The following is a 26,006-nucleotide window of genomic DNA, read 5'->3' as shown; positions in this document are numbered from 1 at the left end:
AAGGATATTGCTTTATAGTAAAAATAAGATATTTTCAGATAACCGACATAATTCTTTCAAAATATACACACACCTTTGTAACAAGTCCCCTCTATTTAAAACGTATTTTCACTATAAACTGATTGTAGATAATGTAAAAAAGGAGTGAATATTCATTATGTCCGACGTTCTGTTACTGAGTCGTTTTCAATTTGCAATTACTATTTTTTATCACTTTTTATTTGTACCTTTGACAATCGGACTTGTTATTTTAGTGGCATGTATGGAAACTCAATACGCCCGCACATTGAATCCAACATACCGCAAAATGGCAAATTTCTGGGGTAAATTATTTACAATTAACTTCGTAATGGGGATTATAACCGGGATTACGATGGAGTTCCAATTTGGAACAAACTGGTCTGAGTACTCCAAATATATGGGAGATATTTTTGGATCACCTCTCGCAATCGAAGCACTCGTTGCCTTCTTCTTAGAATCTACTTTCATGGGAATATGGTTATTCGGTAAAGACAAAATTTCACCAAAGTTCCGTGCCTTCTGTATGTGGATGGTTGCACTTGGAACAAATATTTCCGCCCTTTGGATTATTACAGCAAACGGTTTTATGCAAAACCCTGTTGGCTACGTCGTACGTAACGGCCGCGCTGAACTAAATGATTTCTGGGCACTTGTGACAAATCCATATGCTTGGAACATGTTCTTCCATACTGTAATTGGTTGTTATATCGTTGGTGCTTTCTTCGTTATGGCAATTAGTGCTTATCATTTATTACGTAAAAATGAAGTGGAGTTCTTCAAAAAATCATTTAAGTTTGGCTTAATGTTAGGTTTATTCGCTGCAACTGTTACACCGTTTATGGGGCATCAGTCTGGTGTATCAGCAGCTAAGTATCAACCAGCAAAAGGTGCTGCGATGGAAGCTGTTTGGGAAACTGGAAAAGGACAAGGCTTTTCGATTGTTCAAATTCCTGATGTAAAGAACGAAAAGAACTTTGAATTCCTTACTATTCCGAAACTAGGAAGTTTCTTCTATACAAACTCATTTGATGGCGAAATTGTTGGTTTAAAAGATATCCCGAAAGATGAACGTCCAAATGTTAACCTCGTGTACTATAGCTTCCGCTTAATGGTTGCACTTGGTATGTTCTTTATGGCATTAACTTGGTACGGTTTCTACTTAAATCGAAAAGGAAAACTAGAAAACTCAAAACGTTATTTAAAAATTACAATATGGTCTGTCTTACTACCATATATCGCAATTAACGCTGGTTGGATTGTTGCCGAAGTAGGTCGTCAACCATGGACAGTTTATAAACTAATGCGTACAGCAGAATCTGTATCACCTATATCTGTTCCACAAATTTGGTTCTCATTAATTAGTTTAATCTTGTTCTACACATTACTTTTAATTGCAGATGTATACTTAATGCTAAAGTTCGCGAAAAAAGGACCAGCAGCATTAGAAGAACCTGCTACTGAGGGAGGTGCAGCACATGTCTCATGATATGCTTGCAATCGTCTGGTTTGGTTTATGGGGCGTGATTTGGACAGTTTACTTCATTCTTGATGGGTATGCACTTGGTAACGGAATGATTTTTCCTTTCGTTGCGAAAGACCGACAAGAACGAAATCAATTACAAGAAGCAATCGGCCCATTCTGGGGTGGTAATGAAGTATGGTTAATTACAGCTGGTGGCGCAACATTTGCTGCTTTCCCAGTCACATATGCAAATATGTTTAGTTATTTATATACACCACTATTTTTAGTATTACTCGCACTGTTTGCTCGTGCTGCTGGACTTGAATTTATGCATAAAGACGATTCACCAATTTGGCAAAAAACTTGTAAATGGGCATTTACAATTGGTAGTTTCCTAATCGCCTTCTTATTCGGTGTTACATTCGCTAACCTTTATTACGGACTACAAATCGGAAAAAATGGCTATGAAGGAAATTTACTCAGCTTACTAAATCATTATGGTATTTTAGGTGGCCTGTTCTTCACTGCTATATTCGTCGTATCTGGCGCCCTTTGGGTTATGATTAAAACGACTGGTGAAGTATCTGATCGCGCTTATAAAATCGCAAGACCATTTTCAATGGCAGCTGCTATCATTTTAGCTATTTTCTATGTAGCAACTGCAAATCGTACAAATTTATTCCAAAACTTCACAGAATATCCGGTACTATTCATTCTTCCGGTACTTGCCATGTTAATGAGTGTACTCGCACTTATTATGGTGTACAAACATAAAATAGGTCTCGCATTCACATTCGTTTGCTTAACAATCGCAATGTTTATGACAACTGGATTTGCAGGTATGTTCCCAAGAATGTTACCATCTCGTATTAACGATGCTTATAGTACAACGCTATATAACGCAGCTGGTAGTCAATTAAACTTAAAAATTATGTTCTTCGTTGCAATGGTTATGGTACCAATTGTTATTGGATATCAACTTTGGAGCTACAGTATCTTTAAAAATAAAATTCATAAAGACTCTGCTAAAGGGTATCACTAAAATAAAAAAGACACTTCGTTGAAGTGTCTTTTTTACGTATGATTTTCGATAAGATGTTATATTTCCAATCTAACAACTATAATACAGAAGAATCATTAACAGCTCACAGCTAGATTGTAGCACAGGGCAAGTTCATCATTTTATGCAATTTTACATATTTATCTATAAAGTAAACTGTATTCCTTGATCGTTCACATCGCTATCCCTTACATCTGCTGTACTAATACCACTAAATGTTTGTACTTTTTTTCCTGTATTCGATGATCCTGATCCATTATAAGCTTTCGTTTTTTCAATCGGCTGCACGTTATATTTATCTCCTAAATTAATCGTTCCGTTACAGTTTTCAATAATAACACCTTCCACAACTGACGGCATTTTGTCACCTACTTTCATTTCCTTACTTTTAGTTTATGAGAATTGCCTAAAAAAATAGCATGTTTCCATAAGAAAAAGCACTCAGGGTGAGTGCTTTTTTATTTACCGCTCTTCTCTCTCTCACAAGCAATTCCATCGCCATCACGATCTAAATGCTTACCATAGTACGGACTATCTCTTGTAATATCATAAAATCCAGCATCGTTTGCTTCTTTACAATTAGCAAAGCGCTTTGGCTCTTGATTTGCTCCTGGTCTTTCCTCATATGGTAATGTCGCATTATATAAGAACTGTACATATTGCTCACGAGTCACATCATCACCAAACCCAGAAATTCCATTTCCGTACCCACTAACAATATTTTTACTTGTTAAATCTAAAATTGCTTTATAAGACCAATGCCCTGTTGGAACATCTTTGAAAATAATACTTGCTTGTGCCGTTCCAATAGATGTAAAGGGAGTTGTTACGACAATCGCGCCTGTTAAAAATATTTTCTTTAAATTCATTCTAAGATCCCCTTTTACTCCCCTTAATAACCATTTAACATAATAATAAGTTATTAGAATACAATTTGTCATATCGTGTCGAACACAAAAAAGAATCCTGCTGGATTCTTTTTTGCTAAGCATGAATGGCAATTTTGGAGACAGTTGACTTCTTCAAAAATTTATTAGGGGTAATATTTTGAAAAAGAAAGCCTTTCATATGTAGGTTAACACCACTGGAATATATAGTGAATTGATAATATTTATACGGAAGATTGCTAATGTTTAGTATAGATACTTTCCACTATATTAACAGTGAAAAGTATCTACATGAAACAACAAAAAGGTGCCTTCAAAGAGGACACCTTTCATAAACAGACGCTATAAAACAGAATTATTTATTGTTATACGATTGTTAGATACAAAAAGTAGAGGGAAATGTTTGTAAGAAATTCTGCTTTATATAGTCTGCCTACCACTTATATTTTAATCCTCTTCACTTGAAAATAAATATAATATGCATAATTACATGAAAAAAAGAAAAGACACTCCATAGAGTGCCTTTTCAACCATTTTACTTTTAATATATCGCCTTACATACATTTTAACATATGTATTCATATATTTTATTGAGAAAATTCAAAATCCTTTTTCTTTCATTTTCAATTATAAAATCATGTAATATAAAAGATATGTCAAATTCTTATACAAATTGAGGTGTACTATATTTATGTCTTTTGGAATCATTCCTCTTATATTGTTTATTATTTTTCTTATCTCTTACTTAAAAGACCCACGAAAAATAATAAATGGCTTTTTATTTAATGCCTTTTTCTGTTCATTTCTATTATTTTGCGCTATAGCCTCATATGAGTCTGGTAGTAACTCTTTACATTTTATCGTTATTATTCCCATGTTAGCGCTAATTGTAATGATACCTTTTGCTATAGTCGCTTTAATGTTTGGACTATTTCTTAATGCAAAAATTTTAATGCAACGTGAAGGAAGACGCTTCACAAACTCTTTAACTTTAATTGCTGCTTTAGGGATTTTATTGTCTATACTATTCATCATCATAAGTCCAGCGAGTTTATTCTCAGAGCATTTTCAATTCATTTTTGCTGCTATATCTCTTATAACTATGTATTTCTTTGTGCATTTATCTAACTTCTTAAGCGCGTATTTTTTATATCAATTCAACAGACCAAGGCGTAATCAAGATTTCATCATCGTTCTTGGTAGTGGCTTAATTAATGATAAAGTACCGCCTTTACTGGCAAGTCGCATTAATAAAGCAATCGACTTTTATTGGAAACAAGCCGCTGTAAATATACCACCAACAATCATTTTCTCTGGCGGACAAGGTCCGGATGAAGGCCTTCCTGAAGCAGAAGCAATGCAAAAATATGCTGTTGAAAAAGGAATTCCGATTGAACATACAGTGCAAGAAAATCGCTCTGTAAACACATATCAAAATATGTCGTTCTCTAAAGAAATTATGGATTCTTTAAAACCTGAAGGTAAGTATAGAAGTATTTTTACAACAAACAACTTCCATCTTTTCCGCGCTGGTATATATGCAAGACAAGCTGGACTTAATAGCCAAGGAATTGGATCAAAAACAGCATTTTATTACTGGCCTAACGCAATGATTCGCGAATATGTCGCAATTGTCGTTATGGGACGTAAGCGCCATATGAAAGTGTGCGGGACTATTTTAGGTTTCGCTTTATTCCTAACAGTAATTAGTTTTATTGTTTCTTAACATTCTCCCATCCTTTCATAAGGATGGGATTTCTTATACTTATTTCAAAAATATTTTAAAGATAATATGGTGATAATATTCCCTGCATACATCCATTAAAGGAGAATTTTTTCAAATAAAATGTTAAAATTAAATTTAGGTGTGAATTACGTAACAAATAAGAAACTAGTTTGAAACGAGGAAATTACATGGAGAAAATTATCAAAAACAAGCCCAATAAGCTAAAAATCGCTTCAAAAGCTTTGATGATTATTATTGGGGCATTTATCACAGCATACGGATTAGAAGCGGTATTAATTCCAAATAACGTATCAGACGGTGGTGTGACTGGTTTAAGTATCGTTAGTTCAAGATTATTTGGATTGCCATTAGGAGCTCTAATCGCAGTTATTAACATTCCTTTCGTTTGGTTAGGATATAAGCAAATCGGTAAAAGCTTTGCTATTTATTCCATTATCGGGATTGCTTCATTAGCAATAGGTACCGTTGTCATGCACGGAATACCAGCTATTATTGAAGGCGATACATTATTAGTTACAGTTGTTGGTGGTATTATTATCGGTTTTGGTATGGGACTAGCATTACGTAACGGCGGGGCATTAGATGGAATCGATATGCTAGCTGTATTGCTTTCTCGTAAGTTACCATTTGGAACGAGTGACCTTATTTTATTCTTAAACATGTTCGTATTTATTTTCGTATCAACAGTATTCGGCCTTCAAGGAGCTATCCTTTCGGCAATTGCTTACTTTATCGCTTCGAAAGTGATTCATATCGTTGAAGTTGGTTTAAGTGGTTCGAAAGCATTTAAAATCATTACGAAAGAGCCTGAATTAATGGTAGAAACAATTCGCGATCGTTTAGGCCGAAGTGCAACATATAACGAAGTATACGGTGGTTATTCAAGAGAGAAATTTAAAGAGATTTCTTGTGTAATTAACCGTTTAGAAGAAAGTAAAATGAAAGAACTTATTAATGAAATCGATCCAAATGCCTTTATTACAGTTTATGACGTAGCAGAAGTAAAAGGCGGTAATTTCAAGAAACGTGATATTCATTAATCATTATGAAAAACGAGGGTGTGCCAACATTTTGGCACACCCTCTTCTTATTATTAAGTATTTGTCGGTAAGTCGATATATTGCGATAATCGCTGATATAATTTTACTCTCCCCATCTTCTTCCTCTCTTAATCCATGCTACGTATTTTTGAAAGGCGGGCACTTCTTGTTGAAAACGAAGCGGAACATATAGAAAAAGAGTACATGTACATAGTATCCATAGAATACCTACTACAAAGTGGAATTCCATCGTTGTGCTAATAAACAAACTGAGAAATAAGACGAGGAACATAATTACACTAAATCTTTTATACATAGTCATACTAATCCCTCCTTATACATTAATTGTACTAGCTACAAGGAATTAATTTCCACAATAAAAAGACCGAAAAGCAACTTCCACTTTTCGGTCTCTATAACTATCTTCTCTTCGTAATTTTTCCTGAACCACCGACCCTCGTTTTCGGAGGAGATGTATTCCTTGGCGGCGTTTTAATAGATGATTTCGGCTTCACATCTGATCCGCTCGAGCCACCTGGTGTTTTTGTAATTTTTCCTTTGCTTCCAGTAGAAGGCGGAGGCGTACTACTTCCTTTTTTCGTAATACTTCCTGTATCTCCTACGGAAGGTTTCGAATCTACATTATCGCCTCGCTTAATGATAGATCCTTTCCCTTCCTTCGTAATTGGAGGCGGGGTTTTCTTTTCTTCTTTCGTCGGTGGTCTTTCTGGAATAACCGGTTTATGATTTTGTCTGTCATTATATCCGCGATAATCACCGTATGATGATTTTCGTGAACCGAATATATCGTTTAATATACTTCCCATAATATATCCTTGCAGGAAGGATGGTTGGTAATTTTGACGGACAAATTCTTTATTACTTATTTCAATTAACGTATCAGAAGGTTTCTCTTTATCCTTTTGCAGGTTATAAATCTTATCAGAATAAACGAGGAACATTTGATTTTCGTCTTCTTTAGATGCTTGCTTCGGTTCTCTTTCATTAATGAGTTCCTTTGCGACTTCAGGAACTGACCGATTGGCGGCCCTATACACGTAAGATTCTTGTTTACCTTCTTTTGCGACAGATTCTAGTGGATAACGGTCTTGAATCGACTTTGTCTGTCCGCCTTGACAACCTGATAAGGCATATCCAGCAACAACAAGTAATAGAACGATAGCAAGTATAGGGATTACGAACGATTTAATCATGGTAAACAATCGGTTTGACATGATTACGCCCCCTTACGTTGCTCTTATAATTTGTACATCAGCAGGAATAATTGCTTCTCCCTCATACATCATTGTGCGACCATTTTGCCATTCAATACGTAATAATTTTCGGTTATCTGATTGGAATTCCCATACGTACTGTTCCTCTGAAGCAGAGAATGGTGTTTTCCCCATCACAACAACACGTCCGTTATATTGCTCTTCCATGTGGTACTCCGTATCATCCATTTCAATTGTTGTCGGAATTTCATCAATCGAATCTAAACGACCATCAATTGGTGTATATAATTTGTAATACGTATTTTCACGGTCTTCAATTTTTAAATAACGAATATCTTTCCCGTCTTGCAGTGTTAAAACAATTTCTTTACGAGAATGCATACTCGTTTTCCCAGTTAATTCGTACATGACTAATGAAACTTCAATCATATCGCCAGGAGCTAACGTTAACAAACTTTTCTCTGGTTTCGGCGGCTCTGGGCTCTTTATTATATTTTTAATTCGTTTAAATAAACTCATGATTTACCCCTCCTTCTCTCTTTATAAACAAGCACCTAAAATAAGTGCACCAACGATATGTAATGATCCGGCCAACATCGCATGCGCAACACTGCCTTCTTTCGTGCCTTCTTCTAAATCTAAACCAGACATTTTCTTTAACACAAATTCGATAAACATTTCTACCACTAATAAAATAACGAAAGAAACTGCTGATGCAAGTAGCGCTTGCCATAAGTCATTTGCTTTCGTTATCGATTGAGATAAAATGTACCCTTGCGCGAATAATTTCATAACGAAACGCGTTGTTACAGCTGTATTCCCATTCTTTATTTCTTTTAAATCATTGTATTTAGTAAAAATTGAATCAACCCACATAATTGCAAATAAAAGTACTGCACTCGCTCCAGTCCATACAAGCATGGCTAACACATTTGTCCATGTCATTGCAAAACCTCCTCTAAAAAGTAATAGAAAACCGACATGAATTCTCTTCAGACATGTCGGTTTCTTTGTCTATTCTATATTATTTCTCATACTGCTTCATAATACGAGCTAATTCATCGTCAACAGCAGAATTTTTGTTTAAGCTTGCGAATTCATCATCTAATGACTTTTCTTTTTTATAAACTTCGCCACTTGCTTCTGCTTCAGCCTCCAATTGAAGAGCTTTCTCTTCCATACGGCTTAAACCAGCTTTTGCTGAGTTTGAATCAAAACCAGACATCGCCTGATTAATATTCTTTTGTGCTTTCGCCGCATTTACACGTGCTACAAGTGTTTCACGTTTATTTTTCAGCTCTGTTAATTGCTTACGCATTTCTTCTAACTTCAGGCGAAGATTATCAGCAGCAGCTTTGTTTTGCTCATAGCTTGCTTTATATTCATTCATCTTTTGCTCTGCATTTTGTTTTTCTTCAAGAGCACGACGCGCAAGATCAAGATTGCTTGCTTGAACAGCCATATGAGCTTGCTCTTCACGTTTTTTCACAAGTGCTTCTTGCTCTTCAAATAATATTTTGAATTTCTTCTCAAGTGCAATTTGAGCTGCTACACTTTTCTCAGCTTCTTGTACATCCGCTTGCATATCGCGTAAATATTGATCCGTCATCTTAACTGGATCTTCCGCTTTTTCAATTATTGAATACACATTCGACATTGTTAAATCTCTTAATCGTTTAAATACAGACATCCAAATTCCTCCTATGATATACCTCATATTTCAAATTCACTACTTGGAAAACTGAAAAATCTCCCTTTACAGTAAAGAATATTCATTTTTACAGCCTATGTGTTTATTATAACAAAACTAATATGTCCTTACATGTTATTTCCAAAATACAGCCAATATAATATGACATTCTATATAAAACATTGTATTCCTAATATATTCTCATTAACCCTCTTCAAAATTGACTTATTTTTATGCACTTTCACTAAATTACATTATTGTAATGTTACTGTAAGCTAACTCGATAGTTACGTTGCAATATTTCTTATACACTAATACCAGAAGCAACGAACAAGCTTCTCATCATTTCAGAACTAATACAAAAATGTATTTACTATAAAACAGATAAAAGGAGAAATCATCATGAAAAAATTAGTAGGAATCGGATTAGCAGCAGCAATTTCATTCGGAGCATTATCAGGTTGTTCTTTATTAGGAGAGAAAGCGAACGGCTTTGTACTATATGGAACAGATGCGCAAGTTCAGAAAATTACAGATCAAAATAAAAAAGAAGTGAAAGAAAAAGACTTCTATAAAATGAAAATGACAACATTAGAGGGTAAAAAAGTTCTTGTCATGGATAAGAAAACTGGTGAAGAACTCGTGAAGAAAGAGTTACTTAGCAAAGTTAATGAAAAAGACGACACGAAACCACTTGATAAATTACCAGCTGTAACAGCAGAGCAAGGTGTATTATTTGCTAAAGAAAAAGTAGAAAATGCTACACTTGATGGGGCAAAATTAAAATACGAAGGCAATACAATTATCGGAAGTGGCCGTGCATATGCCGACATGTTCGCGATTGTTGATGATGCAACTTACGTAAATGTAAAAGGCGATGAAAAATCTGTTGGGGTATTAAAATTCGATAAAGACCCTAGTAAAGAATTCCCTGGAAAAAATGGTGTAGAATCATCACAACTTGTAAAAATTAAGAAGTAAAACAAAAAAACTTTGCGAAATTCGCAAAGCTTTTTTGCTATTTGTGAGCGATTTGCTCCATATCCGGACTACAAGTTTGCGACTGACACGATTTATTTAAAGAACATGCTGCGCATTTTCCTTTTTTACTTCTCTTTACAAAATTAACTAACGTGTATGCTGCATAACCAAAAATGATAGCTCCAATTATAATATTGACCATCATCACAATACATCTCCTTCTAGAATCCGAGTAAAGATCCAACTTGGTATATAATGAGCGTTAATACATAAGCAACAACGAGTGGATAAACGACTGAGAAAATCGTCCATTTCGCTGATCCTGTTTCACGTTTAATAACAGCTACCGTCGCTAAACATGGAACATATAATAAAATAAAGAACATAAATGCATAAGCTGATAATGCTGTATAATGTGCTCCCATTACATTTCCAAGCACATCTTCTTTCACCGCATAAATAATTGCCATTGTAGAAACGACAACTTCTTTCGCTAAAAATCCTGTTAAAAGGGATGCTGCAGCTTGCCACGTTCCAAAGCCGAGCGGTGCGAATAGCGGTGCGATAAATCCACCAATCATCGCTAAGTAACTGTCTCCCATATCAACACCAAATCCTGATGGACCTGCATAGTTTAATAACCAAATGACAACCGAACCACCAAAGATGAATGTACCAGCTTTACGAACAAATCCTTTTCCTTTCTCCCATGTGCTCAGCCATAATGTTTTCGCTTGTGGCACACGGTAAGGCGGTAGTTCAATAACGAAAATAGATTTTTCCGCTTTTAAAATAGTAAGCGACATAATTTTTGTAACTAATAATGCAAGAACAATACCTGCAACATATAAAGAAAATACAACAGTTGCCTGACTATGAGGGAAGAATACTCCCGCAAATAATGCATATACAGGTAAACGTGCTGAACAAGACATAAATGGCGTTACCAGAACTGTAAGTAAACGTTCTTTTTCTTGTTCAATCGTTCTCGCTGCCATAATACCTGGAACGTTACATCCAAAACCGATAATCATCGGAATGAACGCTTTTCCGTTTAAACCGAAGAACTCCATAATTCTATCCATAACAACTGCAATTCGCGCCATATATCCTGAGTCTTCTAATAATGAAATGAAAAAGAATAGTGCAAAGATTTGTGGAACGAATACTAATACCGCACCAACACCAGCAATAATACCTTCTGTAACGAGCGCTTGAATAAAGTCAGAAGCACCAATACTTGTGAGTCCAACCGTTACCCAATCCGTAAGCTGTCCGCCAAAAAATCCATCTAATATATCAGATAAAGGTGTACCAATCCACGTAAACGTAACCTGAAAAATAAAAAACATAACTGCTAAAAAGATTGGAAGTCCTAAAATTTTATGTGTAATTAATCTATCAATTTTTTCCGAAAAAGGAATTTTTCCTTCTTTCTCATGCTGCATAACATTTGTTTTTAACTTTTCAATATACGCTTCACGAGTTTTGTAAATGTGCTCTTCTAACGTACAATCAAGTTTTCCTTCTAAGCGAGATCGAATGGCTACAAGTTCCTTATAAATTGGTAATGCTTTCATTTCTTTTTCTACTACTTCGTTATTGCTTAAAAATTGAAGAGCTAACCATCTTGGATGCTTATAATTCGATTTCTCTAAAAGAGAAATTACCTCTCCAATTCCTTCATCCATTGGTACACCATATGAAATAATGAATGGCTTTTTCTCACTTTTGTCATTTTCTTTAAGAGTAGCAAGTAGTTCTTCACAGCCTTTTCCACTTCTCGCAACGACAGGAACGACTGTTACACCTAATAGCTCTGATAATCGTTTTACATCAATTACAATTCCTCTTTGCTTCGCCACATCAACCATATTTAAGCCGATTGAAACTGGCTTACCAAATTCAAGCAATTGCAACGTTAAATGCATATTTCTCTCGAATTGCGAAGAATCCACTATATTTAACATATGATGAAATTCGTCTGTTAGTAGAAAATTCGTAACGACACCTTCGTCACGTGAAACTGGATTTAAATCATACACTCCTGGTAAATCAATTAATGTTCCTTGCTTATCTTTTAATTTACCAACCTTTTTTTCTACTGTTACACCACTCCAGTTTCCTACATATTCATAAGAACCAGTAAGTGCATTAAATAATGATGTCTTCCCTGTATTCGGATTCCCTAGCAAAGCTACCTTATTCACGCTAATTCCACCTTTATCATTTTCGCGTCACAATGACGAATACTAATTAACTGTCCACGACACTCCAATGTACAAGGACCTTTAAACATCGCTTTCTGTTTCAAGCGAAGTTCGCTTCCTTCCGCAAGACCGAAAGCAGCTAGTCTACGCTTTAATAACTGATCTAAAGACTGAATACTTTTTACTAACACTTTCTCGCCAATTTTAATATCTACTAAGCTCATAACCTTCCCCCTCAGAAGAGAATGATAATTATTTTCAAAAAAATTATAGCATACTCTATTTCATTTGGACTATATCTTTTCGCTTCATATTTATTAACATTTCAATACAATTATATTTCAATTATTGTCATACTTGATTCATTTGCCATTCTCATCCATTTCGCTTACAATAAACAATAGCAAATAAAGAATCTCGTTATCACAGGGGGAGCCATGCCGCTGAGAGGGAACACTTCGTTCCGACCCTTCGAACCTGTTAGTTAATGCTAACGCAGGGATTGTGCAAACGTCCGAAATACATACCTCTTTTTTATTTACGTATTTCGTATCCTCCTATGATATCTATTCTTTTTTGTACAACTTGCATTTAGGGGGAGACAACATGCGTAACACCAATTTACAAGCGATGATCGAATCTGCCATTCTTGCAGCCTTCGCCTTGGTCATCGACATTTTACCACTTTCAATCAAAATATCAGCAACAGGCGGTTCCATCTCATTCGCTATGATTCCTATTTTTATTATCGCATATCGCTGGGGCTTCAAAATGGCTTTCTTAGGAGGCTTGATTTGGGGATTATTACAAATTGTCGTAGGCGATGCCATTATCGTCACACCAATTCAAGTACTCATTGAATACTTCGTTGCTTTCGCATTCATTGGATTTGCTGGTTTATTCTATAGACCAATTCAAAAAGCACTTTTAAATAACGAAGGAAAGAAAGTTATTGGTTACATTATTCTCGCTACATTTGTTGGTAGCTTTGCTCGCTACTTCTGTCACTTTATCGCTGGTATTATTTTCTGGGGACAATATGCACCGAAAGGTCAATCAGCAGTTCTATATTCTTTAATATTTAACGGTAGCACAATGATTGGTTCCTATATTCTATGTACCGTTTTACTTATATTTTTATTTCTTACTTCACCACGCTTATTCAAGAGCATCAATGCTTATCAAATAAATTCAAACAAAAAGAGCGCTTAATGAGCGCTCTTTTTTTCATATCGTAATATCAATTAAAAATACAATAAATGCACAAAAGAAAATAAATACCATTATACTTAGCCACTTGCTATGCACGGTTCATCGACTCCTTACATAACCTCATTTTCTAACCAGATTATATCGCTTAAAAATAAAGATTAGGTAAAGATAATATGAAAATAAATTAAAAAAGCGTAGATTACATTGTCTACGCTTTTTTCGGTAAATAGAAGTAAAATAATACACCATCTTCTGTATTTTCTGCCCCATATTCAGCATCGTGCAGTTCTAAAATATTTTTAGAAATAGCTAGACCAAGCCCAGTTCCACCTTGTGAACGCTGACGAGCTGCATCCACACGATAAAAACGATCCCAAATTTTATCTAATTGCTCTTCTTCAATATGAGTACCTTTATTTTCAATACACACTTTTATACGATCCTTCTCATCTATTGTAGAAATAATAATGTCCTCTTTATTCGGTGTATAACGTATGGCATTCGTAATGAAGTTCACGATTACTTGTTCAATCCGACTTTGATTTGCGACTACTTCAAATGAACATATATTTTTATGCACATGAAGTTCTTTTTTCTCTATGTCCACAGAAAGGTGTTCACATATATCTTCCATTACTGTATCGATATAAAATGAATCCATTTTCATTTTATATGTGCCTGATTCAAATTTAGCTAACTCCAGCATATCCAAAATTAACGTATCCATTTTATCTACTTCTCGTTCCATTGCCTGAAAATAGTACTCTTTTTTATGCTCAGCTACTCCATCTTTTAAAATAGAAATGCAGCTTTTCATAATACTCAGTGGTGTTTTTAATTCATGCGAAACACCAGAAATAAATTCTTTCCGCGTATTTTCTAACTTTCTTTCCTTTTCAATATCTTGTTCTAGCTGTCCAATATGCGAATGGAGCTTATTAGATAATACATTAATATTTTTCGATAAATCACCAATTTCATCTTTTGAAGTAATCGGTATTTGTTCTGTGAAATCTAAATGCGCTATTTTCTTTGTCGTATCATTTATTTTTAATAACGGCTTTGCAATTTGTTTAGAGTAATAGAACGAAGCTAGAAAAATGAGAACGACTACAAATGCAATGATGTAAATGTAGTAATCTTGCACCATTTGTACAGCTTCATCTACAGGCTGTAAAGAAGCCATCGCATAAATATATGTCACCGATCCATCTTTTTCTTTTATTGGTTTGATTAATAATTTATATTTAATATCATTTTTTTCATAGTCCATTGTTTGTATTGCATATTGTATGTGCTTGCTCTCTTTTAATAATAAATTAGTTTGAAATTCTTTTATGTTATCTAAGAAGATGCTATTTTTATAAATTGGATTTATAGGACCTGTTACATCAGGAAGCTGAACGTTCGTAACACGCCCACTTATGTAAGCATCTAATTCTTGAGCAGGTTCTTCCTGGACAGCTGGCTTCTTTTCCTTAGCAAGTTGTTCCCCGGCTGCTCTTTTTTTCTCCTCATTTAATTTCATTTTCTCCTGAAACGCTTTTTCTAACGGTTTATTAGATCCGCTTAAATTTTGCTTGCCTAACGCGAAAGAGAATGGAATATAACTATCATCTTTTTTCACGCCAGAAAAATAAATTTCTTGTCCTAAAAATGCATTTGATGATTTATTATCAATCTCCTCTATATTGATGAGATTGTATAAAGGAATTTTGAATATTTGTTGTCCAAAACTCTTTTGTTGCCTACGATCTATCGCTACCTCAAAATAGAAATCATCCGCGTGTTTTAAATTCCCATTCTGGTCTAATGTCGTAATCCACGTATTATTTTCTCTTAAAAAATCTTGCTCCAGTCGCTTAATTTCTTCTGTATTTCCTGCATAGTTTAAATAACTCTTCTCAAAGGAATTTAAATTCACTTTAATATCTTCCACTTTTCGATTCGCGTAATATTGTTTAAAAAATATCGTTTGTCCAATAAATATCGTCGCTAAAATTAACATACATAATGCTGTTGTGAGAGTAAATAATTTTAGTACAATCCCTTTTCTCATACATTCCCCTCAAATTTATAACCGGTTCGTACTACAGTTGTAATGTACTTTGCTTTCTCTCCCAATTTGTTTCTCAAATTACGAATATGGCTATTAACCGTTCGATCATCACCTGCAAATTCATATCCCCAAATTCTTGAAATGAGTTGCTCTCGTGTTAAAACAATCCCTTGATTTTTCATAAAATACGCTAATATTTCAAATTCTGTATGTGTTAAATTAATATCTGTTTTATCTACAGTAACAGTACGCGACGGAAAATGGACATGGATACCATGGATTGATAATGTATCATCTTCATTCTCTAAAAGTTGCTTTGTCACTTTTCTACTTTCTAACAACCGTTTCGCTCTTGCTAATAAAATTGGCGGACTATACGGCTTCGTCACATAGTCATCCGCCCCAAGTTCAAATCCAAGTAACGTATCATCTTCATCTACACGTGCCGTCAGCATAATGATAGGAACCTCGGATGTTTTACGGATCCTTCGGCAAACAGACCACCCATCAAGTTCTGGCAACATAATATCTAAAATAACTAAATCAACCTCTTCTTCCTCAAATACAACTAAAGCCTCTTTCCCGTCCCTTGCTTCAAACACTACATATTGCTCACTTAAAAAATAATCTTTTAATATTTCACGTAATATATCTTCATCTTCTACAATTAAAATATTTTTTGCCATAACTTATGTATCCTCCTCCCGCTTTTAGAAATCATAATTTCACTTTGAATAACTAGCAGTTAACTTCGCCTCGATAATATATCTATCTGGCGCATCCCCTATATAATTAAATGGATAGCAAGTCGTCAGTGTTAATATCTGCTCTTCTTTTTTTATAATAACAGTGCGATCATCCGCATGGGTAACCCACGTCTTTTGAATTTCATATGTGTACGTTTTATTATCATACTCTAAAACAAGAGTGTCTTTTTCTTTTAACTCTCCTAAATCTGTAAAGACAGTATCCCGGTGCCCACTTAGTACAGTATGGCCTCCTCCAGATGGCGTTGTCGTTACATCACTAACGAACATGCCAACCCCTTTTTTCAGCGTTGCATCATCCGCTCCCCAATATACCGAAAACTTCTTCTTTATTTTCGGTATATGTAACATCGCTACCTTTTCTCCTTCTTTATGCTCTGTTTGAGAAGAAGGCACTTGAGAAGTTACGGGTGTTTCATATGAAAGTTGATTATGTTGTATATTGTTAAGACTCTTTATTTCTTCTTTCGTTAATTGCCCGGCAGAGCTTTTTCCTTTATACCATTCCACAGCATAATATGATCCCATACATAGTCCTATAGCCATCAATATAATTCCGATATAATTGAGTACCTTCATATTTCATCCCTCCATGCCAAAAATGGTAGGAATAACCTACCATTTTTAATATATGAAATTATCCCATTCTTTATAGGACAATATTTTAATTACGCCTTAACTTTATTGCGGCGATTCAAACCAAATAGTGTACCGATTGCTACAAGACATGCACTTAGGCCCATCATCACTACATTATTTGATGCAGTGTTTGGTAATTTTTCACCTTGTACAACTGGCTTTGCTACTTCTTTTTTTACCGCACCATTTTTTTGTTGTACTTGTGCCGCTTCTTTTTTTGCCATATCATTTTTCAACTGTTCTTGTGCTGCTATCTTTTTCTCTTCTTCACTCTTTTGCGTGGCTTTTATCGCTTCCTCTTTTTTAGCCATATCACTTTTTTCTTGTACTTGTGCCGCTTGCTTTTTCTCTATATCATTTTTTTGCTGTTCCTTAATTGCTTCTTCTTTTTTAACTTTATCTTGCTGCAATTGCGCTGCTTCTTCCTTTGTTAATGTTCCAGTAGATGCACTCGCTACTGAAGAATATCCTACTGTTAAAAGTGCCATTGCACAAATTGGTAATAGTTTCTTTTTCATTTTATTTCTCTCCTTTTATACGTTTTACATCACTTCGCATCGGATGTATCACTAGAATAAACAAGAGATATAAATATAAGATGCAGATGAAATATATTTCATTTAAAGATTTCATTGTAGAAAAATAAAAAAACATCGCAATATATACGATGTTTTTTCGGGTGTGTGTCTCAATATTTACATGTTACTTTCGCGTGATTTAGAAGTAGAATGGGCCGGAGCGATAACTAATTGTCTCGGCTCAGTTTTCTTTAAGTGATTTTTGACGTTACACTTACGACGTTGAACAACCCATGCTTTAATAGGGTTTGTCAAAATAATCTTTTGCTCTTCGTTAGGGGCCTCTTCTTCAAACCTACAACTTTCGCTCCATTTATTCCATTTCATTGTAAATTTAGAAGAAGAATGATCGTCTTCTCGATCAAACAAGTGCAAAAAATCCATTTCGCCAGCTAGCATTACGGTGTTGCTAGTTGCTAAAAAAGAAAAGGTCGTCCAACGTTTCTCCATGCCCTCCTACTCCTTTTTCACATATAGAGTGCCTAAAACTTAATTTACCTAAAATATGTTTGCCTTTTACCTTACACCTATAGTCTATCCAAAACACTACTATGCAACTATCGATTTGCCTTACAACTACCTTACATTTTTGTAAGAAACAAAAAACCTTCACTCTCTATACGTGAAGGTTTCTCAGTTCTCATCTATATGATCTTTCATATGATCGACTCCAGCTTCTTGCAACTGTGACATCATACCGTGGGAAATTGCGCCTAATACTAAAGTCATTCCAATTAGTGAAATCCGAATCGCTGGTACATCAATTATGTAAGCTAAACTGCCAAGAACAATTGTTAAAAACAATGCTTTTATAAATGTTGCACTTGTATACTCTTTCTTTCTCATCATAATCACCCTTTTGGAAGCGTTTTCTTTATATAATCAGTATATCATATCATCTGACTATTTTGTGGGGATTTCTGTAAAAAACTTATATCTTCTTTGACTTTTCCCTTTCTTTCCTTTACAGTCGAAATGTTCACAAGTTTTACACTGTAGGAGGACTCCAATGAATCTTGAAATAAAAGATACTTTAATTTCTGAAGAACAATTACAAGAAAAAGTAAAAGAACTAGCACTTCAAATCGAACGTGACTTTGAAGGAGAAGAAATCGTAGTAATCGCTGTATTAAAAGGATCTTTCGTATTCGCTGCCGATTTAATTCGTCACATTAAAAACGATGTAACAATCGACTTTATTTCTGCATCTAGCTACGGAAATCAAACAGAAACAACTGGAAAAGTAAAACTATTAAAAGATATCGATGTAAACATTACTGGAAAAAACGTAATTGTGGTAGAAGATATTATCGATTCTGGTTTAACACTTCACTTCTTAAAAGATCACTTCTTTATGCATAAACCGAAAGCATTGAAATTCTGTACGTTACTTGATAAACCTGAGCGTCGTAAAGTGGACTTAAAAGCTGAATATGTTGGCTTCCAAATTCCAGACGAATTTATCGTTGGCTACGGTATCGACTGCGCAGAAAAATATCGTAACTTACCATTTATCGCTTCAGTTGTAACGGAATAATATAATAGAATAAACTTCCACCATCAATTACTGGTGGAAGTTTATTTTCTATCACGATTCGTAAAAGACAAAGGGAGAGAATAAAAATGACAAAGACAAAATTTGAAAAAGTACTCCTCATCGTAAATCCAAAAGCAGGGCAAGGCGATTTACATACGAACTTAACGAAAATTGTACCACCTCTTGCGGCAGCTTTTCCTGACTTACATATCCTTCATACGAAAAAGCAAGGTGATGCAACAAAATATTGCCAAGAGTTTGCTAGTAAAGTAGATTTAATTATCGTCTTTGGTGGTGATGGAACAGTATTTGAATGCACAAATGGCTTAGCACCTCTCGAAACTAGACCTACACTTGCAATTATTCCAGGTGGAACTTGCAATGACTTCTCTCGCACACTTGGTGTTCCGCAAAACATTGCAGAAGCAGCAAAACTTATTACACAAGGACACGTAAAACCAGTTGATGTCGCAAAAGCAAATGGACAACACTTCTTAAACTTCTGGGGCATTGGACTTGTCTCTGAAGTATCAAACAATATCGATGCAGAAGAAAAAGCAAAGCTTGGTAAAATTGGTTACTACTTAAGCACAATTCGAACTGTAAAGAATGCTGAAACATTTCCAGTAAAAATTACGTACGATGGACAAGTATATGAAGACGAAGCTGTCCTTGTTATGGTTGGAAACGGTGAATATCTTGGCGGTATCCCGTCCTTTATTCCAAACGTAAAGTGCGACGACGGAACACTTGATATTTTTGTTGTAAAATCAACAGGCATTCAAGCGTTTAAAGACTATATCGGAAAGAAACTATTTGAAGACTCAAATGAAAATGACATCTTCCACGTAAAAGCGAAATCCATTCATATTGAAACAGAAGAAGAAAAAGAAGTAGATACAGATGGAGAAAGCTCGCTTCATACACCTTGTCATATTGAACTATTACAAGGACACTTTACGATGATTTATAATCCTGCGGTTGTGTAATAAAAAAACGAGTGCTAGCACTCGTTTTTTCTCTTCTAATCTAGTTATATCGTTGAATCATTTCTTGTATTTCTTTAACTCTCTCTAAAGTAATTCCATTTCTTTGTTCAATCGCTAAAGGATGCTCGGTTGGTTCTAATCCAACATACGGTGCCATTCCAACTTCTCTTATATGTATATTTGTTTTTAAATTTAATGTTTCTGGATAAACTGGTATTTCTACAGATAACCAACCAAAATAAGGGTCACTATTTTCTCGGCCTCTCTCATCCCACTTTTCTAATACTTCATCATAACTTTCTTTACTAAGTGATACCCACACAGTCCATATGAAATTTTCGTGGTAATCAATGATAGGAATCTCTAAACAACCTCTAATAAAGTAATGTTCATCGTCCATTACGCAAAGTTCTGATGTTAAATGGAAGCGTTCCTCTCTTTCATGAGGCGCTACCTCGTAATAATAATAATATGGTGCTTCACTTCCGTAGCATAAAGGTAGTGCAAAACGATTCATTTGTACTTTTTCTCCGGATTTTCTTCTTCTTTTCATTTATTATTCTTTCTCCTATCCTTTTCAGTCACAATCAAACTCCACCCAATCTTTCCAGTGCGTATTAGAATCCTTATTCACAATAATACTTGGATCTTTCTTCTCTATAGCAGCCGCTACTGATTGGAAGAATTCAATTTCACTAGAGTATAACATAGACATATTTGTTTGCGACATTCTAATAATATTGCTAAAAAATAGCAAAGTTTCCTGTTTGCATGCCCTAGTTCTTTTTAGATACAATGAAGGAAAGAAGCGGCTTAATACAAGGGAGAGGACAAACTTTGTTCAACCAACAGTTAGTTAATTTACGCATTGATTTTGCATTTAAACAATTGTTTGGTACGAATGGTAGTGAAGATATTCTAATTGCATTTTTAAACGCTATGTTACAAAAGTCTTTAGAATCACCCATTGCTTCTCTACAACTAGAAGATCCACATTTACATCGGGAATATGAAGAGGATAAGTTATCTATTTTAGATATTTCAGCGACATTAAACACAGGAACAAAAGTAAATGTAGAAATACAGCTCAATAATAATCACGATATGATGAAACGTAGTTTATATTATTGGGGAAAATTATACACATCTCAATTACAAAAAGGTATGCCTTACAGTTCGCTTCATAAAACCATCACCATTAATTTATTGAACTTTATAATGTTCTCAGACCACAAAGAATTTCATACAACGGGCACATTATGGAATTCACAGCAACAAAAACTCTTGAGTGATGACATAGAAATTCACATTGTAGAAATTCCAAAGTTAACAAAACAATGGCATGAAGAAAAAGTAAATCCGTGGAAAGATCCATTTGTTCGTTGGCTTTTATTGCTTTCAGCAAATGAGGATGAGCACTTAACTAAACTATTGGAGGATATTGCTATGAACCAAGATCCTATTTTACAAAAAGCGATAAATAAATGGGAACGTATGAGTCAAGATTCTTCTTTCCGACAAGCTTATGACGCAAGAGAGAAGGTTCTAATGGATGAAGCCGCAAAATTCGCTCACGCAGAGCAAGAAGGAATAAAAAGAGGAATTGAAAAAGGGCTTGAACAAGGGCTTGAACAAGGCATTGAACAAGGTCGAAAAGAAGGTGTTCAACAGGGAAGAATGCAAATGATTAAAAGCATGTATGATCTTGGTATGCCACTTGAAACGATTGCTAAGGCAAGTAAATTAAGTGTGCATGAGGTTGAACATATTTTAGGACATAAATAGTAATAAAAAAAGGGCTTGAATTGTTTCAAGCTCTTTTTTATCAACTTTCCTCAATTCGTTCAATCTTCCAAACTAAATTATCTGGATCGTTTTTCTCTAAAAAAGTTAACATCCACATAATATTCTCTTTGTCGTTCATCAACATTACTTTATGGTTTAATTTCCAAGCCACGTCACTAACATGATTAGACATTTTATACATATCTTCTTCTCTAATAAGCTTTTCCTTTTTGATTAGTCGTCTCGTTCTATACTCCCTTATTTCTAAGTACATATCAGCATACATCACTTCATGCTGCCAAATTATACTACATACATATTTTTTTATTTGGACTACTCTTCTTTATATAAATAAATTCATTTTTATAATCCAAATCCAGTACCTTATTGTATGCTTTTTCTAACATCTCTATATCCCAATCACATTTCAGTATGAACGATTTTAAGGGCTAATTCTTTTTTCTCTCTATCTGATAAATATGGGAAATCCTTTACACTCCCATATTCTACAAACACATTCATATATTCAGGAAAAATTCGATATTTCTCCTCCCACTGATTTAATAATGAAATATCATCCACACAGTGAATCCAGATACCTTTTTCATAGTCTGTTCTTAACTTTGGTATATATCGCTCGTATAAAGAAGTAATACAGTTCGTTTTTTTGAAATAGCACTGAAATTTCCCAACGGTTTCTTCAAAAGAACAATCCAGCACCATACAAAGTGATTCGGCGGACTTACTTGAACTAAAATATTAAATTACATTTCGAACAAAAAGGAGCAGCATTCCCTCTTCTAATTTTCGCATCACATTTTGGACAATATACGTATCGCTCTTCTATCTTATCTCGTTCTATCATATGTAAAGATACTATTCTCATACTACACATGATTCCAATTAAAATAAGGCTAACAATGAGTAGCATAACTTACTCCCCCCTCCCTCTATATTTTACCATAAAATAACAAATCTAATTCTCTCATTAAGAATCGGATTCATACTTACAATCCTAACTTTGCTTCGTCCATCAGGAGTCATACCCATCATTACTTGCATTTTATCATGTAAAAACTTTCCCTTTGTAAGCATATTCCAGTACGAACCTTTTGGTAATTTACCTACTTCATTAATAGTTGCTTCTTTTTCCTTACCATCCCTATTGTTTCGATAAATTTACACTATAATAAAAGAGGAGTGGCATTATAAATAAACAAGAATTTATTGAACTCGTTAATTCCAAATTAACACTTATCCGTGTTGAAAATGATTTATCACAAGAAAAAATGTCAGAAGTTATTGGTTTATCGAAAAAAACATTAGTAGAAATTGAAAAAGGTAGAAAAATGAGGAGAAGGTTGACGTCATACACCGTGTCAAATTGAATGATTACCAAAGCTTTCAACGATAATTTATAATCCTTAGCTTATATAATCCTTATTCCTCTATACTTTAACAATTACTAACCTTCGCATTTTTCCAAAAAACAAAGTATAATGAACTAATTACAAAGAAGGTTGTTAACAAAATCGTTAACAACCTTTTTTGTTTTTCTGAAAAACTTTTCAATTTAAGGGAGCGATCACATGTATTGGAGAAAAAATGATAAACCTGTAGAAGAACCAGAAGCAATTGCTGTATGGGAATGCCAAGAAGAAAACTGCCGTGGATGGATGCGTAAAAACTTTTCATTAGAAGCAGAACCGAAATGTCCGTTATGCAAAAGCGATATGGAAAGCGGCGAACGCTTATTACAAAAGATATAATAAATTCTCTTCTTCACCTTTTATAAACTGAAACATAGAGGATTCTCTTTCTCCTTATTTACAATGTGAATCGAAAGAAAATAAACTATACAAAAAGCTTTGCGTATCCTCGCAAAGCTTTTTCAATATCTCAAACTCATTCCAACTATCATTCTTTACTAAAAAACAAATTACATTTTGAATAAAAAGGAGCAGAATTCCCCTTTCTAATTCTCCCATTCCACTTAGGACAATACATATACAAACCTTTTTCTCTCTACTATCCCAAAAACTACTACTTTCATCCCGGTCATAATTCTTATCAAAATGATGTTAAGAAATCAATAACATAGTGTATCCTCTCTTACAATAAAAGTAAAATATCAGGAAATCTTCTGTCATATTTTATCCCCCTATATTCATTAAATCAATTCGCTACAATCATTTCTATATGTTTTCAAAACACTCTAATATAAATTTTTACTAGATTTATATCTAGGCTTATATGCTACACTTCTTTCGGAAGAACAATTTTTTTATACAATTGAACTGTAATGAAATAATAAAACACGTAAATGACTAAGAAAATAATAATCGGCAGCCAAATACGGAAATATGGATTATCTATTAAGAACGAGAACATGTTCATTCCGACTAATACGTGCATTATACCTACGATCGCTGGGAACAAGAAAACGAAAAGTAACTCTTTATAAATTGATTTCGTTAATAGCTCATAACGCACACCAATTTTACGAAGCATTTGATAACGCGTAATATCTTTTGAAGCACCAGAAAGAATTTTAAACATTAAACAACTTGCCAACATCGCTAAGAAAGCTATGCCTAAGAAAAAACCCATAAATACTGTTCCACTGTAAGTACTGTAATATCCTTCATACAGCATATATTTACTCAAAAGATGTACTTCTTTCATATCTTTATATTTAGCTAGCTCTAATTCATCGATTTTTTCCCATTCTTCTTTATACGTTATAAAATTGTCCGTTTTCCCCAGTATTATAATTTCTTCTTTACCTTGTATCCCGTCATACATCTTTTGATCTACAATTTGTATCTTTTGACTAGGATTCATATATGTCTTTTGAAGAGACCGTAAAACATTTCCCCACTCTTCTGGAATTACATTAGTATTATTTTCATTTTTTTCTTGGCTATGACTTAAAACGGATCCCACAACTAGTTCCCTTGAAACAGGAATGAATCGGCTACTATTCTCGTCCTTTCCAGTACGTGTTAGCGGACGATTTCTTTCCAAATCTTCTTTCAATTGATAAATAAACTGCTCATCTACTTTGTATCGATATTCATTCTTTTCTTTAAATGTAATACTATCTAATATTTTCTTTTCTTCTGCTGTGGGATTTTTAATTTCGACATCATAGTATTCTACACTCTCCACCATATTTGTGACATTATTTTTTAACGCCATACCACTGGAGATTGCACCCGCACCGAGAGCCACTAACATAGCAACTGTCGCTAATACTTTCGTTAAACTATTAATAGAAAAACTTAACTGTGCAAACGTAAACGCATTGATTCCTTTTTCACTACGATTTTTATTCGCTTTTAATTTGTTAATAATAATGGGAAGGAATGATGCAAATAGCATATAAGTTCCTAATGTTACTGTAATTGTTGCAATGATAAATCCTGATTCCTTTAGCTCCTTCATACAAATCATCGAAACATAGCCAACTGCTAATAAAATAATCGATAAAAGTGCTACTATGCTTGTTAGTTTTCCTTTAGTAGGCGTACGCTCTGTTTGACTATCGGAGTGAACAAGTTGTAATAGAGAATTACGCACTAGTTTCATACCATTCATAATTGCTGATAACATAAATAAGGAAATGAAAAAGATGAAAGTAACAAGGATTGATGGTACATAAAATGCATGATAACCACCTCCAGTAAATTCCAGCTCCTTCATCAGTAAATGTCCAACACCTTGTGCCAAGATTATACCGACTATCACACCTACTATAAGAGATACTATTCCTAATACAATTGTTTCAATAAACATGAGCAATGTAATTTTATGCTTTTTTGCCCCTAATACCATATACATACCAAATTCTTTTTGCCGAAGTGATAATAAAAATGAATTGGCGTATAAAATGTAAAATAATGTAATAAAACCTAATAAAAATGAGCCCGTTTGAAAGACGGAAAAAATCCCATCCATAGAATTCCCTTCAATAAACGTTTTATTTAACGCTAACGTTTGAAACATATAAAAAATTGAAATAGACATAATAAGCCCAACTAATAAGACCATATAGTCTTTTCGTTTACTTTTTAGTCCCGACATGGAAAGTTTGAATAACATGCT

General features: G+C 34.3%; 30 protein-coding genes, 2 pseudogenes and 1 riboswitch. Of the genes and pseudogenes, 11 read left to right on the top strand and 21 right to left on the bottom strand.

What is annotated here, in order from left to right; all coding sequences use genetic code 11:
• Positions 1–157: 157 nt before the first annotated feature.
• Together cydA and cydB are read left to right on the top strand one after the other, a co-directional pair.
• Positions 158–1,507 (top strand): cytochrome ubiquinol oxidase subunit I, encoded by a 1,350-nt coding sequence (gene cydA, locus QEP67_RS03360; RefSeq protein ID WP_046956116.1) that lies wholly within the window; start codon positions 158–160, stop codon positions 1,505–1,507.
• A complete protein-coding gene (cydB, locus tag QEP67_RS03355) occupies positions 1,497–2,525 on the top strand; it encodes a cytochrome d ubiquinol oxidase subunit II (RefSeq protein WP_000017672.1) in 1,029 nt (342 codons plus the stop codon). The genes cydA and cydB overlap by 11 nt, the downstream gene beginning before the upstream one ends.
• A 162-nt stretch (positions 2,526–2,687) precedes the next feature.
• Here cydB and QEP67_RS03350 read toward each other — a convergent pair whose 3' ends face one another.
• On the bottom strand, positions 2,688–2,921 hold the full coding sequence (locus QEP67_RS03350; protein ID WP_033658693.1) for a spore germination protein: 234 nt from the start codon (positions 2,919–2,921) through the stop codon (positions 2,688–2,690).
• 80 nt (positions 2,922–3,001) lie between these two features.
• The gene (locus QEP67_RS03345; protein WP_001049555.1) at positions 3,002–3,412 is read right to left on the bottom strand and encodes an excalibur calcium-binding domain-containing protein; all 411 of its coding nucleotides are present in this window, start codon (positions 3,410–3,412) and stop codon (positions 3,002–3,004) included.
• 709 nt (positions 3,413–4,121) lie between these two features.
• On the opposite strand from QEP67_RS03345, the gene QEP67_RS03340 reads away from it, so the two are divergent.
• Positions 4,122–5,156 carry a YdcF family protein gene (locus tag QEP67_RS03340; protein ID WP_353706520.1) on the top strand — a complete coding sequence of 345 codons (1,035 nt, stop codon included), beginning with the start codon at positions 4,122–4,124 and terminating at the stop codon, positions 5,154–5,156.
• Positions 5,157–5,344: 188 nt separating this feature from the next.
• Positions 5,345–6,217: a YitT family protein gene (locus tag QEP67_RS03335; RefSeq protein ID WP_000411241.1), complete on the top strand. Its 873-nt coding sequence runs from the start codon at positions 5,345–5,347 to the stop codon at positions 6,215–6,217.
• 103 nt (positions 6,218–6,320) lie between these two features.
• On the opposite strand, the gene QEP67_RS03330 is transcribed toward QEP67_RS03335, so the two are convergent.
• The 5 genes from QEP67_RS03330 to QEP67_RS03310 all read right to left on the bottom strand — a co-directional run bounded on the left by QEP67_RS03330 (position 6,321) and on the right by QEP67_RS03310 (position 9,142).
• Complete coding sequence (locus tag QEP67_RS03330; RefSeq protein ID WP_000180094.1) at positions 6,321–6,539, bottom strand: hypothetical protein; 219 nt, start codon at positions 6,537–6,539, stop codon at positions 6,321–6,323.
• Positions 6,540–6,636: 97 nt separating this feature from the next.
• Positions 6,637–7,452 carry a DUF4247 domain-containing protein gene (locus tag QEP67_RS03325; RefSeq protein ID WP_000071201.1) on the bottom strand — a complete coding sequence of 272 codons (816 nt, stop codon included), beginning with the start codon at positions 7,450–7,452 and terminating at the stop codon, positions 6,637–6,639.
• 12 nt (positions 7,453–7,464) lie between these two features.
• On the bottom strand, positions 7,465–7,971 hold the full coding sequence (locus QEP67_RS03320) for a DUF4178 domain-containing protein (protein WP_000051738.1): 507 nt from the start codon (positions 7,969–7,971) through the stop codon (positions 7,465–7,467).
• A 21-nt stretch (positions 7,972–7,992) separates the two neighbouring features.
• Complete coding sequence (locus QEP67_RS03315; protein ID WP_000220323.1) at positions 7,993–8,397, bottom strand: DUF350 domain-containing protein; 405 nt, start codon at positions 8,395–8,397, stop codon at positions 7,993–7,995.
• A gap of 79 nt (positions 8,398–8,476) precedes the next feature.
• Positions 8,477–9,142: a PspA/IM30 family protein gene (locus QEP67_RS03310; protein WP_000110279.1), complete on the bottom strand. Its 666-nt coding sequence runs from the start codon at positions 9,140–9,142 to the stop codon at positions 8,477–8,479.
• A gap of 402 nt (positions 9,143–9,544) precedes the next feature.
• Here QEP67_RS03310 and QEP67_RS03305 point away from each other — a divergent pair, with 402 nt between their 5' ends.
• Entirely contained in the window at positions 9,545–10,123 is a 579-nt protein-coding gene (locus QEP67_RS03305) for a lipoprotein BA_5634 family protein (protein WP_000737476.1), read from the top strand.
• A gap of 37 nt (positions 10,124–10,160) precedes the next feature.
• Here the strand turns inward: QEP67_RS03305 and QEP67_RS03300 are convergent, their stop codons facing one another.
• From QEP67_RS03300 to QEP67_RS03290, 3 genes are read right to left on the bottom strand one after another with little or no spacing between them, the layout of a single operon-like run.
• Positions 10,161–10,328 (bottom strand): FeoB-associated Cys-rich membrane protein, encoded by a 168-nt coding sequence (locus tag QEP67_RS03300; protein WP_000989597.1) that lies wholly within the window; start codon positions 10,326–10,328, stop codon positions 10,161–10,163.
• Positions 10,329–10,344: 16 nt separating this feature from the next.
• Positions 10,345–12,333, bottom strand: a complete 1,989-nt coding sequence (feoB, locus tag QEP67_RS03295; protein ID WP_353706519.1) for a ferrous iron transport protein B — start codon at positions 12,331–12,333, stop codon at positions 10,345–10,347.
• Entirely contained in the window at positions 12,330–12,557 is a 228-nt protein-coding gene (locus tag QEP67_RS03290; RefSeq protein WP_000060512.1) for a FeoA family protein, read from the bottom strand. Before QEP67_RS03290 ends, feoB begins: the two co-directional genes overlap by 4 nt.
• A gap of 194 nt (positions 12,558–12,751) precedes the next feature.
• Positions 12,752–12,853: riboswitch (TPP riboswitch) on the top strand.
• 86 nt (positions 12,854–12,939) lie between these two features.
• On the opposite strand from QEP67_RS03290, the gene thiT reads away from it, so the two are divergent.
• A complete protein-coding gene (gene thiT, locus QEP67_RS03285) occupies positions 12,940–13,545 on the top strand; it encodes an energy-coupled thiamine transporter ThiT (RefSeq protein WP_001246569.1) in 606 nt (201 codons plus the stop codon).
• Between the two features lie 208 nt (positions 13,546–13,753).
• On the opposite strand, the gene QEP67_RS03280 is transcribed toward thiT, so the two are convergent.
• The 6 genes from QEP67_RS03280 to QEP67_RS03255 form a co-directional block, all read right to left on the bottom strand.
• Positions 13,754–15,604, bottom strand: a complete 1,851-nt coding sequence (locus QEP67_RS03280) for a HAMP domain-containing sensor histidine kinase (protein ID WP_001225367.1) — start codon at positions 15,602–15,604, stop codon at positions 13,754–13,756.
• The gene (locus QEP67_RS03275) at positions 15,601–16,290 is read right to left on the bottom strand and encodes a response regulator transcription factor (RefSeq protein ID WP_001097099.1); all 690 of its coding nucleotides are present in this window, start codon (positions 16,288–16,290) and stop codon (positions 15,601–15,603) included. Before QEP67_RS03275 ends, QEP67_RS03280 begins: the two co-directional genes overlap by 4 nt.
• 39 nt (positions 16,291–16,329) lie before the next feature.
• The gene (locus tag QEP67_RS03270; protein WP_000866448.1) at positions 16,330–16,950 is read right to left on the bottom strand and encodes a class D sortase; all 621 of its coding nucleotides are present in this window, start codon (positions 16,948–16,950) and stop codon (positions 16,330–16,332) included.
• Between the two features lie 89 nt (positions 16,951–17,039).
• Positions 17,040–17,528: an LPXTG cell wall anchor domain-containing protein gene (locus tag QEP67_RS03265; protein WP_000728030.1), complete on the bottom strand. Its 489-nt coding sequence runs from the start codon at positions 17,526–17,528 to the stop codon at positions 17,040–17,042.
• Between the two features lie 177 nt (positions 17,529–17,705).
• On the bottom strand, positions 17,706–18,038 hold the full coding sequence (locus QEP67_RS03260) for a hypothetical protein (RefSeq protein ID WP_000415592.1): 333 nt from the start codon (positions 18,036–18,038) through the stop codon (positions 17,706–17,708).
• A gap of 183 nt (positions 18,039–18,221) precedes the next feature.
• Entirely contained in the window at positions 18,222–18,437 is a 216-nt protein-coding gene (locus QEP67_RS03255) for a hypothetical protein (protein WP_002096247.1), read from the bottom strand.
• 160 nt (positions 18,438–18,597) lie between these two features.
• On the opposite strand from QEP67_RS03255, the gene hpt reads away from it, so the two are divergent.
• Together hpt and QEP67_RS03245 are read left to right on the top strand one after the other, a co-directional pair.
• On the top strand, positions 18,598–19,125 hold the full coding sequence (gene hpt / locus QEP67_RS03250) for a hypoxanthine phosphoribosyltransferase (protein ID WP_001047287.1): 528 nt from the start codon (positions 18,598–18,600) through the stop codon (positions 19,123–19,125).
• 86 nt (positions 19,126–19,211) lie between these two features.
• Positions 19,212–20,114 carry a YegS/Rv2252/BmrU family lipid kinase gene (locus QEP67_RS03245; RefSeq protein WP_000167911.1) on the top strand — a complete coding sequence of 301 codons (903 nt, stop codon included), beginning with the start codon at positions 19,212–19,214 and terminating at the stop codon, positions 20,112–20,114.
• Positions 20,115–20,154: 40 nt separating this feature from the next.
• Here QEP67_RS03245 and QEP67_RS03240 read toward each other — a convergent pair whose 3' ends face one another.
• A complete protein-coding gene (locus QEP67_RS03240) occupies positions 20,155–20,667 on the bottom strand; it encodes a DUF2199 domain-containing protein (protein ID WP_000830222.1) in 513 nt (170 codons plus the stop codon).
• 24 nt (positions 20,668–20,691) lie between these two features.
• Positions 20,692–20,844 (bottom strand): hypothetical protein, encoded by a 153-nt coding sequence (locus QEP67_RS03235; RefSeq protein WP_000084205.1) that lies wholly within the window; start codon positions 20,842–20,844, stop codon positions 20,692–20,694.
• Between the two features lie 107 nt (positions 20,845–20,951).
• Here QEP67_RS03235 and QEP67_RS03230 point away from each other — a divergent pair, with 107 nt between their 5' ends.
• Positions 20,952–21,899: an Rpn family recombination-promoting nuclease/putative transposase gene (locus QEP67_RS03230; protein WP_000483130.1), complete on the top strand. Its 948-nt coding sequence runs from the start codon at positions 20,952–20,954 to the stop codon at positions 21,897–21,899.
• Between the two features lie 40 nt (positions 21,900–21,939).
• Here QEP67_RS03230 and QEP67_RS03225 read toward each other — a convergent pair.
• Positions 21,940–22,568: pseudogene (locus QEP67_RS03225) on the bottom strand (hypothetical protein); the annotation flags it as partial.
• Between the two features lie 82 nt (positions 22,569–22,650).
• Complete coding sequence (locus tag QEP67_RS03220) at positions 22,651–22,830, bottom strand: hypothetical protein (RefSeq protein WP_000924670.1); 180 nt, start codon at positions 22,828–22,830, stop codon at positions 22,651–22,653.
• A 277-nt stretch (positions 22,831–23,107) separates the two neighbouring features.
• Here QEP67_RS03220 and QEP67_RS03215 point away from each other — a divergent pair.
• Both QEP67_RS03215 and QEP67_RS03210 read left to right on the top strand, forming a co-directional pair.
• Positions 23,108–23,248: pseudogene (locus tag QEP67_RS03215) on the top strand (helix-turn-helix domain-containing protein); the annotation flags it as partial.
• A 240-nt stretch (positions 23,249–23,488) separates the two neighbouring features.
• Complete coding sequence (locus QEP67_RS03210; protein ID WP_000289926.1) at positions 23,489–23,668, top strand: cold-inducible protein YdjO-related protein; 180 nt, start codon at positions 23,489–23,491, stop codon at positions 23,666–23,668.
• A 487-nt stretch (positions 23,669–24,155) separates the two neighbouring features.
• On the opposite strand, the gene QEP67_RS03205 is transcribed toward QEP67_RS03210, so the two are convergent.
• Complete coding sequence (locus QEP67_RS03205; protein WP_048565815.1) at positions 24,156–26,003, bottom strand: ABC transporter permease; 1,848 nt, start codon at positions 26,001–26,003, stop codon at positions 24,156–24,158.
• Positions 26,004–26,006 lie beyond the last annotated feature (3 nt).

This window comes from Bacillus cereus group sp. MS39, assembly GCF_040448665.1.
GTDB lineage: Bacteria > Bacillota > Bacilli > Bacillales > Bacillaceae_G > Bacillus_A > Bacillus_A wiedmannii.
This window is presented reverse-complemented; position numbering and strand designations above follow the sequence as displayed.

Coding starts and splice junctions, on each gene's coding strand:
- QEP67_RS03260 (WP_000415592.1), bottom strand. CDS start 18,038: ATGGAGAAACGTTGGACGACCTTTTCTTTTTTAGCAACTAGCAACACC.
- QEP67_RS03330 (WP_000180094.1), bottom strand. CDS start 6,539: ATGACTATGTATAAAAGATTTAGTGTAATTATGTTCCTCGTCTTATTT.
- QEP67_RS03275 (WP_001097099.1), bottom strand. CDS start 16,290: ATGGCAAAAAATATTTTAATTGTAGAAGATGAAGATATATTACGTGAA.
- QEP67_RS03290 (WP_000060512.1), bottom strand. CDS start 12,557: ATGAGCTTAGTAGATATTAAAATTGGCGAGAAAGTGTTAGTAAAAAGT.
- QEP67_RS03205 (WP_048565815.1), bottom strand. CDS start 26,003: ATGTTATTCAAACTTTCCATGTCGGGACTAAAAAGTAAACGAAAAGAC.
- QEP67_RS03345 (WP_001049555.1), bottom strand. CDS start 3,412: ATGAATTTAAAGAAAATATTTTTAACAGGCGCGATTGTCGTAACAACT.
- QEP67_RS03300 (WP_000989597.1), bottom strand. CDS start 10,328: ATGATGGTCAATATTATAATTGGAGCTATCATTTTTGGTTATGCAGCA.
- QEP67_RS03325 (WP_000071201.1), bottom strand. CDS start 7,452: ATGTCAAACCGATTGTTTACCATGATTAAATCGTTCGTAATCCCTATA.
- QEP67_RS03255 (WP_002096247.1), bottom strand. CDS start 18,437: ATGATGAGAAAGAAAGAGTATACAAGTGCAACATTTATAAAAGCATTG.
- QEP67_RS03220 (WP_000924670.1), bottom strand. CDS start 22,830: ATGCTACTCATTGTTAGCCTTATTTTAATTGGAATCATGTGTAGTATG.
- cydB (WP_000017672.1), top strand. CDS start 1,497: ATGTCTCATGATATGCTTGCAATCGTCTGGTTTGGTTTATGGGGCGTG.
- cydA (WP_046956116.1), top strand. CDS start 158: ATGTCCGACGTTCTGTTACTGAGTCGTTTTCAATTTGCAATTACTATT.
- QEP67_RS03265 (WP_000728030.1), bottom strand. CDS start 17,528: ATGAAAAAGAAACTATTACCAATTTGTGCAATGGCACTTTTAACAGTA.
- QEP67_RS03240 (WP_000830222.1), bottom strand. CDS start 20,667: ATGAAAAGAAGAAGAAAATCCGGAGAAAAAGTACAAATGAATCGTTTT.
- QEP67_RS03335 (WP_000411241.1), top strand. CDS start 5,345: ATGGAGAAAATTATCAAAAACAAGCCCAATAAGCTAAAAATCGCTTCA.
- QEP67_RS03235 (WP_000084205.1), bottom strand. CDS start 20,844: ATGTCGCAAACAAATATGTCTATGTTATACTCTAGTGAAATTGAATTC.
- QEP67_RS03270 (WP_000866448.1), bottom strand. CDS start 16,950: ATGAAGGTACTCAATTATATCGGAATTATATTGATGGCTATAGGACTA.
- QEP67_RS03350 (WP_033658693.1), bottom strand. CDS start 2,921: ATGAAAGTAGGTGACAAAATGCCGTCAGTTGTGGAAGGTGTTATTATT.
- hpt (WP_001047287.1), top strand. CDS start 18,598: ATGAATCTTGAAATAAAAGATACTTTAATTTCTGAAGAACAATTACAA.
- QEP67_RS03305 (WP_000737476.1), top strand. CDS start 9,545: ATGAAAAAATTAGTAGGAATCGGATTAGCAGCAGCAATTTCATTCGGA.
- QEP67_RS03315 (WP_000220323.1), bottom strand. CDS start 8,397: ATGACATGGACAAATGTGTTAGCCATGCTTGTATGGACTGGAGCGAGT.
- QEP67_RS03210 (WP_000289926.1), top strand. CDS start 23,489: ATGTATTGGAGAAAAAATGATAAACCTGTAGAAGAACCAGAAGCAATT.
- QEP67_RS03310 (WP_000110279.1), bottom strand. CDS start 9,142: ATGTCTGTATTTAAACGATTAAGAGATTTAACAATGTCGAATGTGTAT.
- thiT (WP_001246569.1), top strand. CDS start 12,940: ATGCGTAACACCAATTTACAAGCGATGATCGAATCTGCCATTCTTGCA.
- QEP67_RS03245 (WP_000167911.1), top strand. CDS start 19,212: ATGACAAAGACAAAATTTGAAAAAGTACTCCTCATCGTAAATCCAAAA.
- QEP67_RS03280 (WP_001225367.1), bottom strand. CDS start 15,604: ATGAGAAAAGGGATTGTACTAAAATTATTTACTCTCACAACAGCATTA.
- QEP67_RS03320 (WP_000051738.1), bottom strand. CDS start 7,971: ATGAGTTTATTTAAACGAATTAAAAATATAATAAAGAGCCCAGAGCCG.
- QEP67_RS03340 (WP_353706520.1), top strand. CDS start 4,122: ATGTCTTTTGGAATCATTCCTCTTATATTGTTTATTATTTTTCTTATC.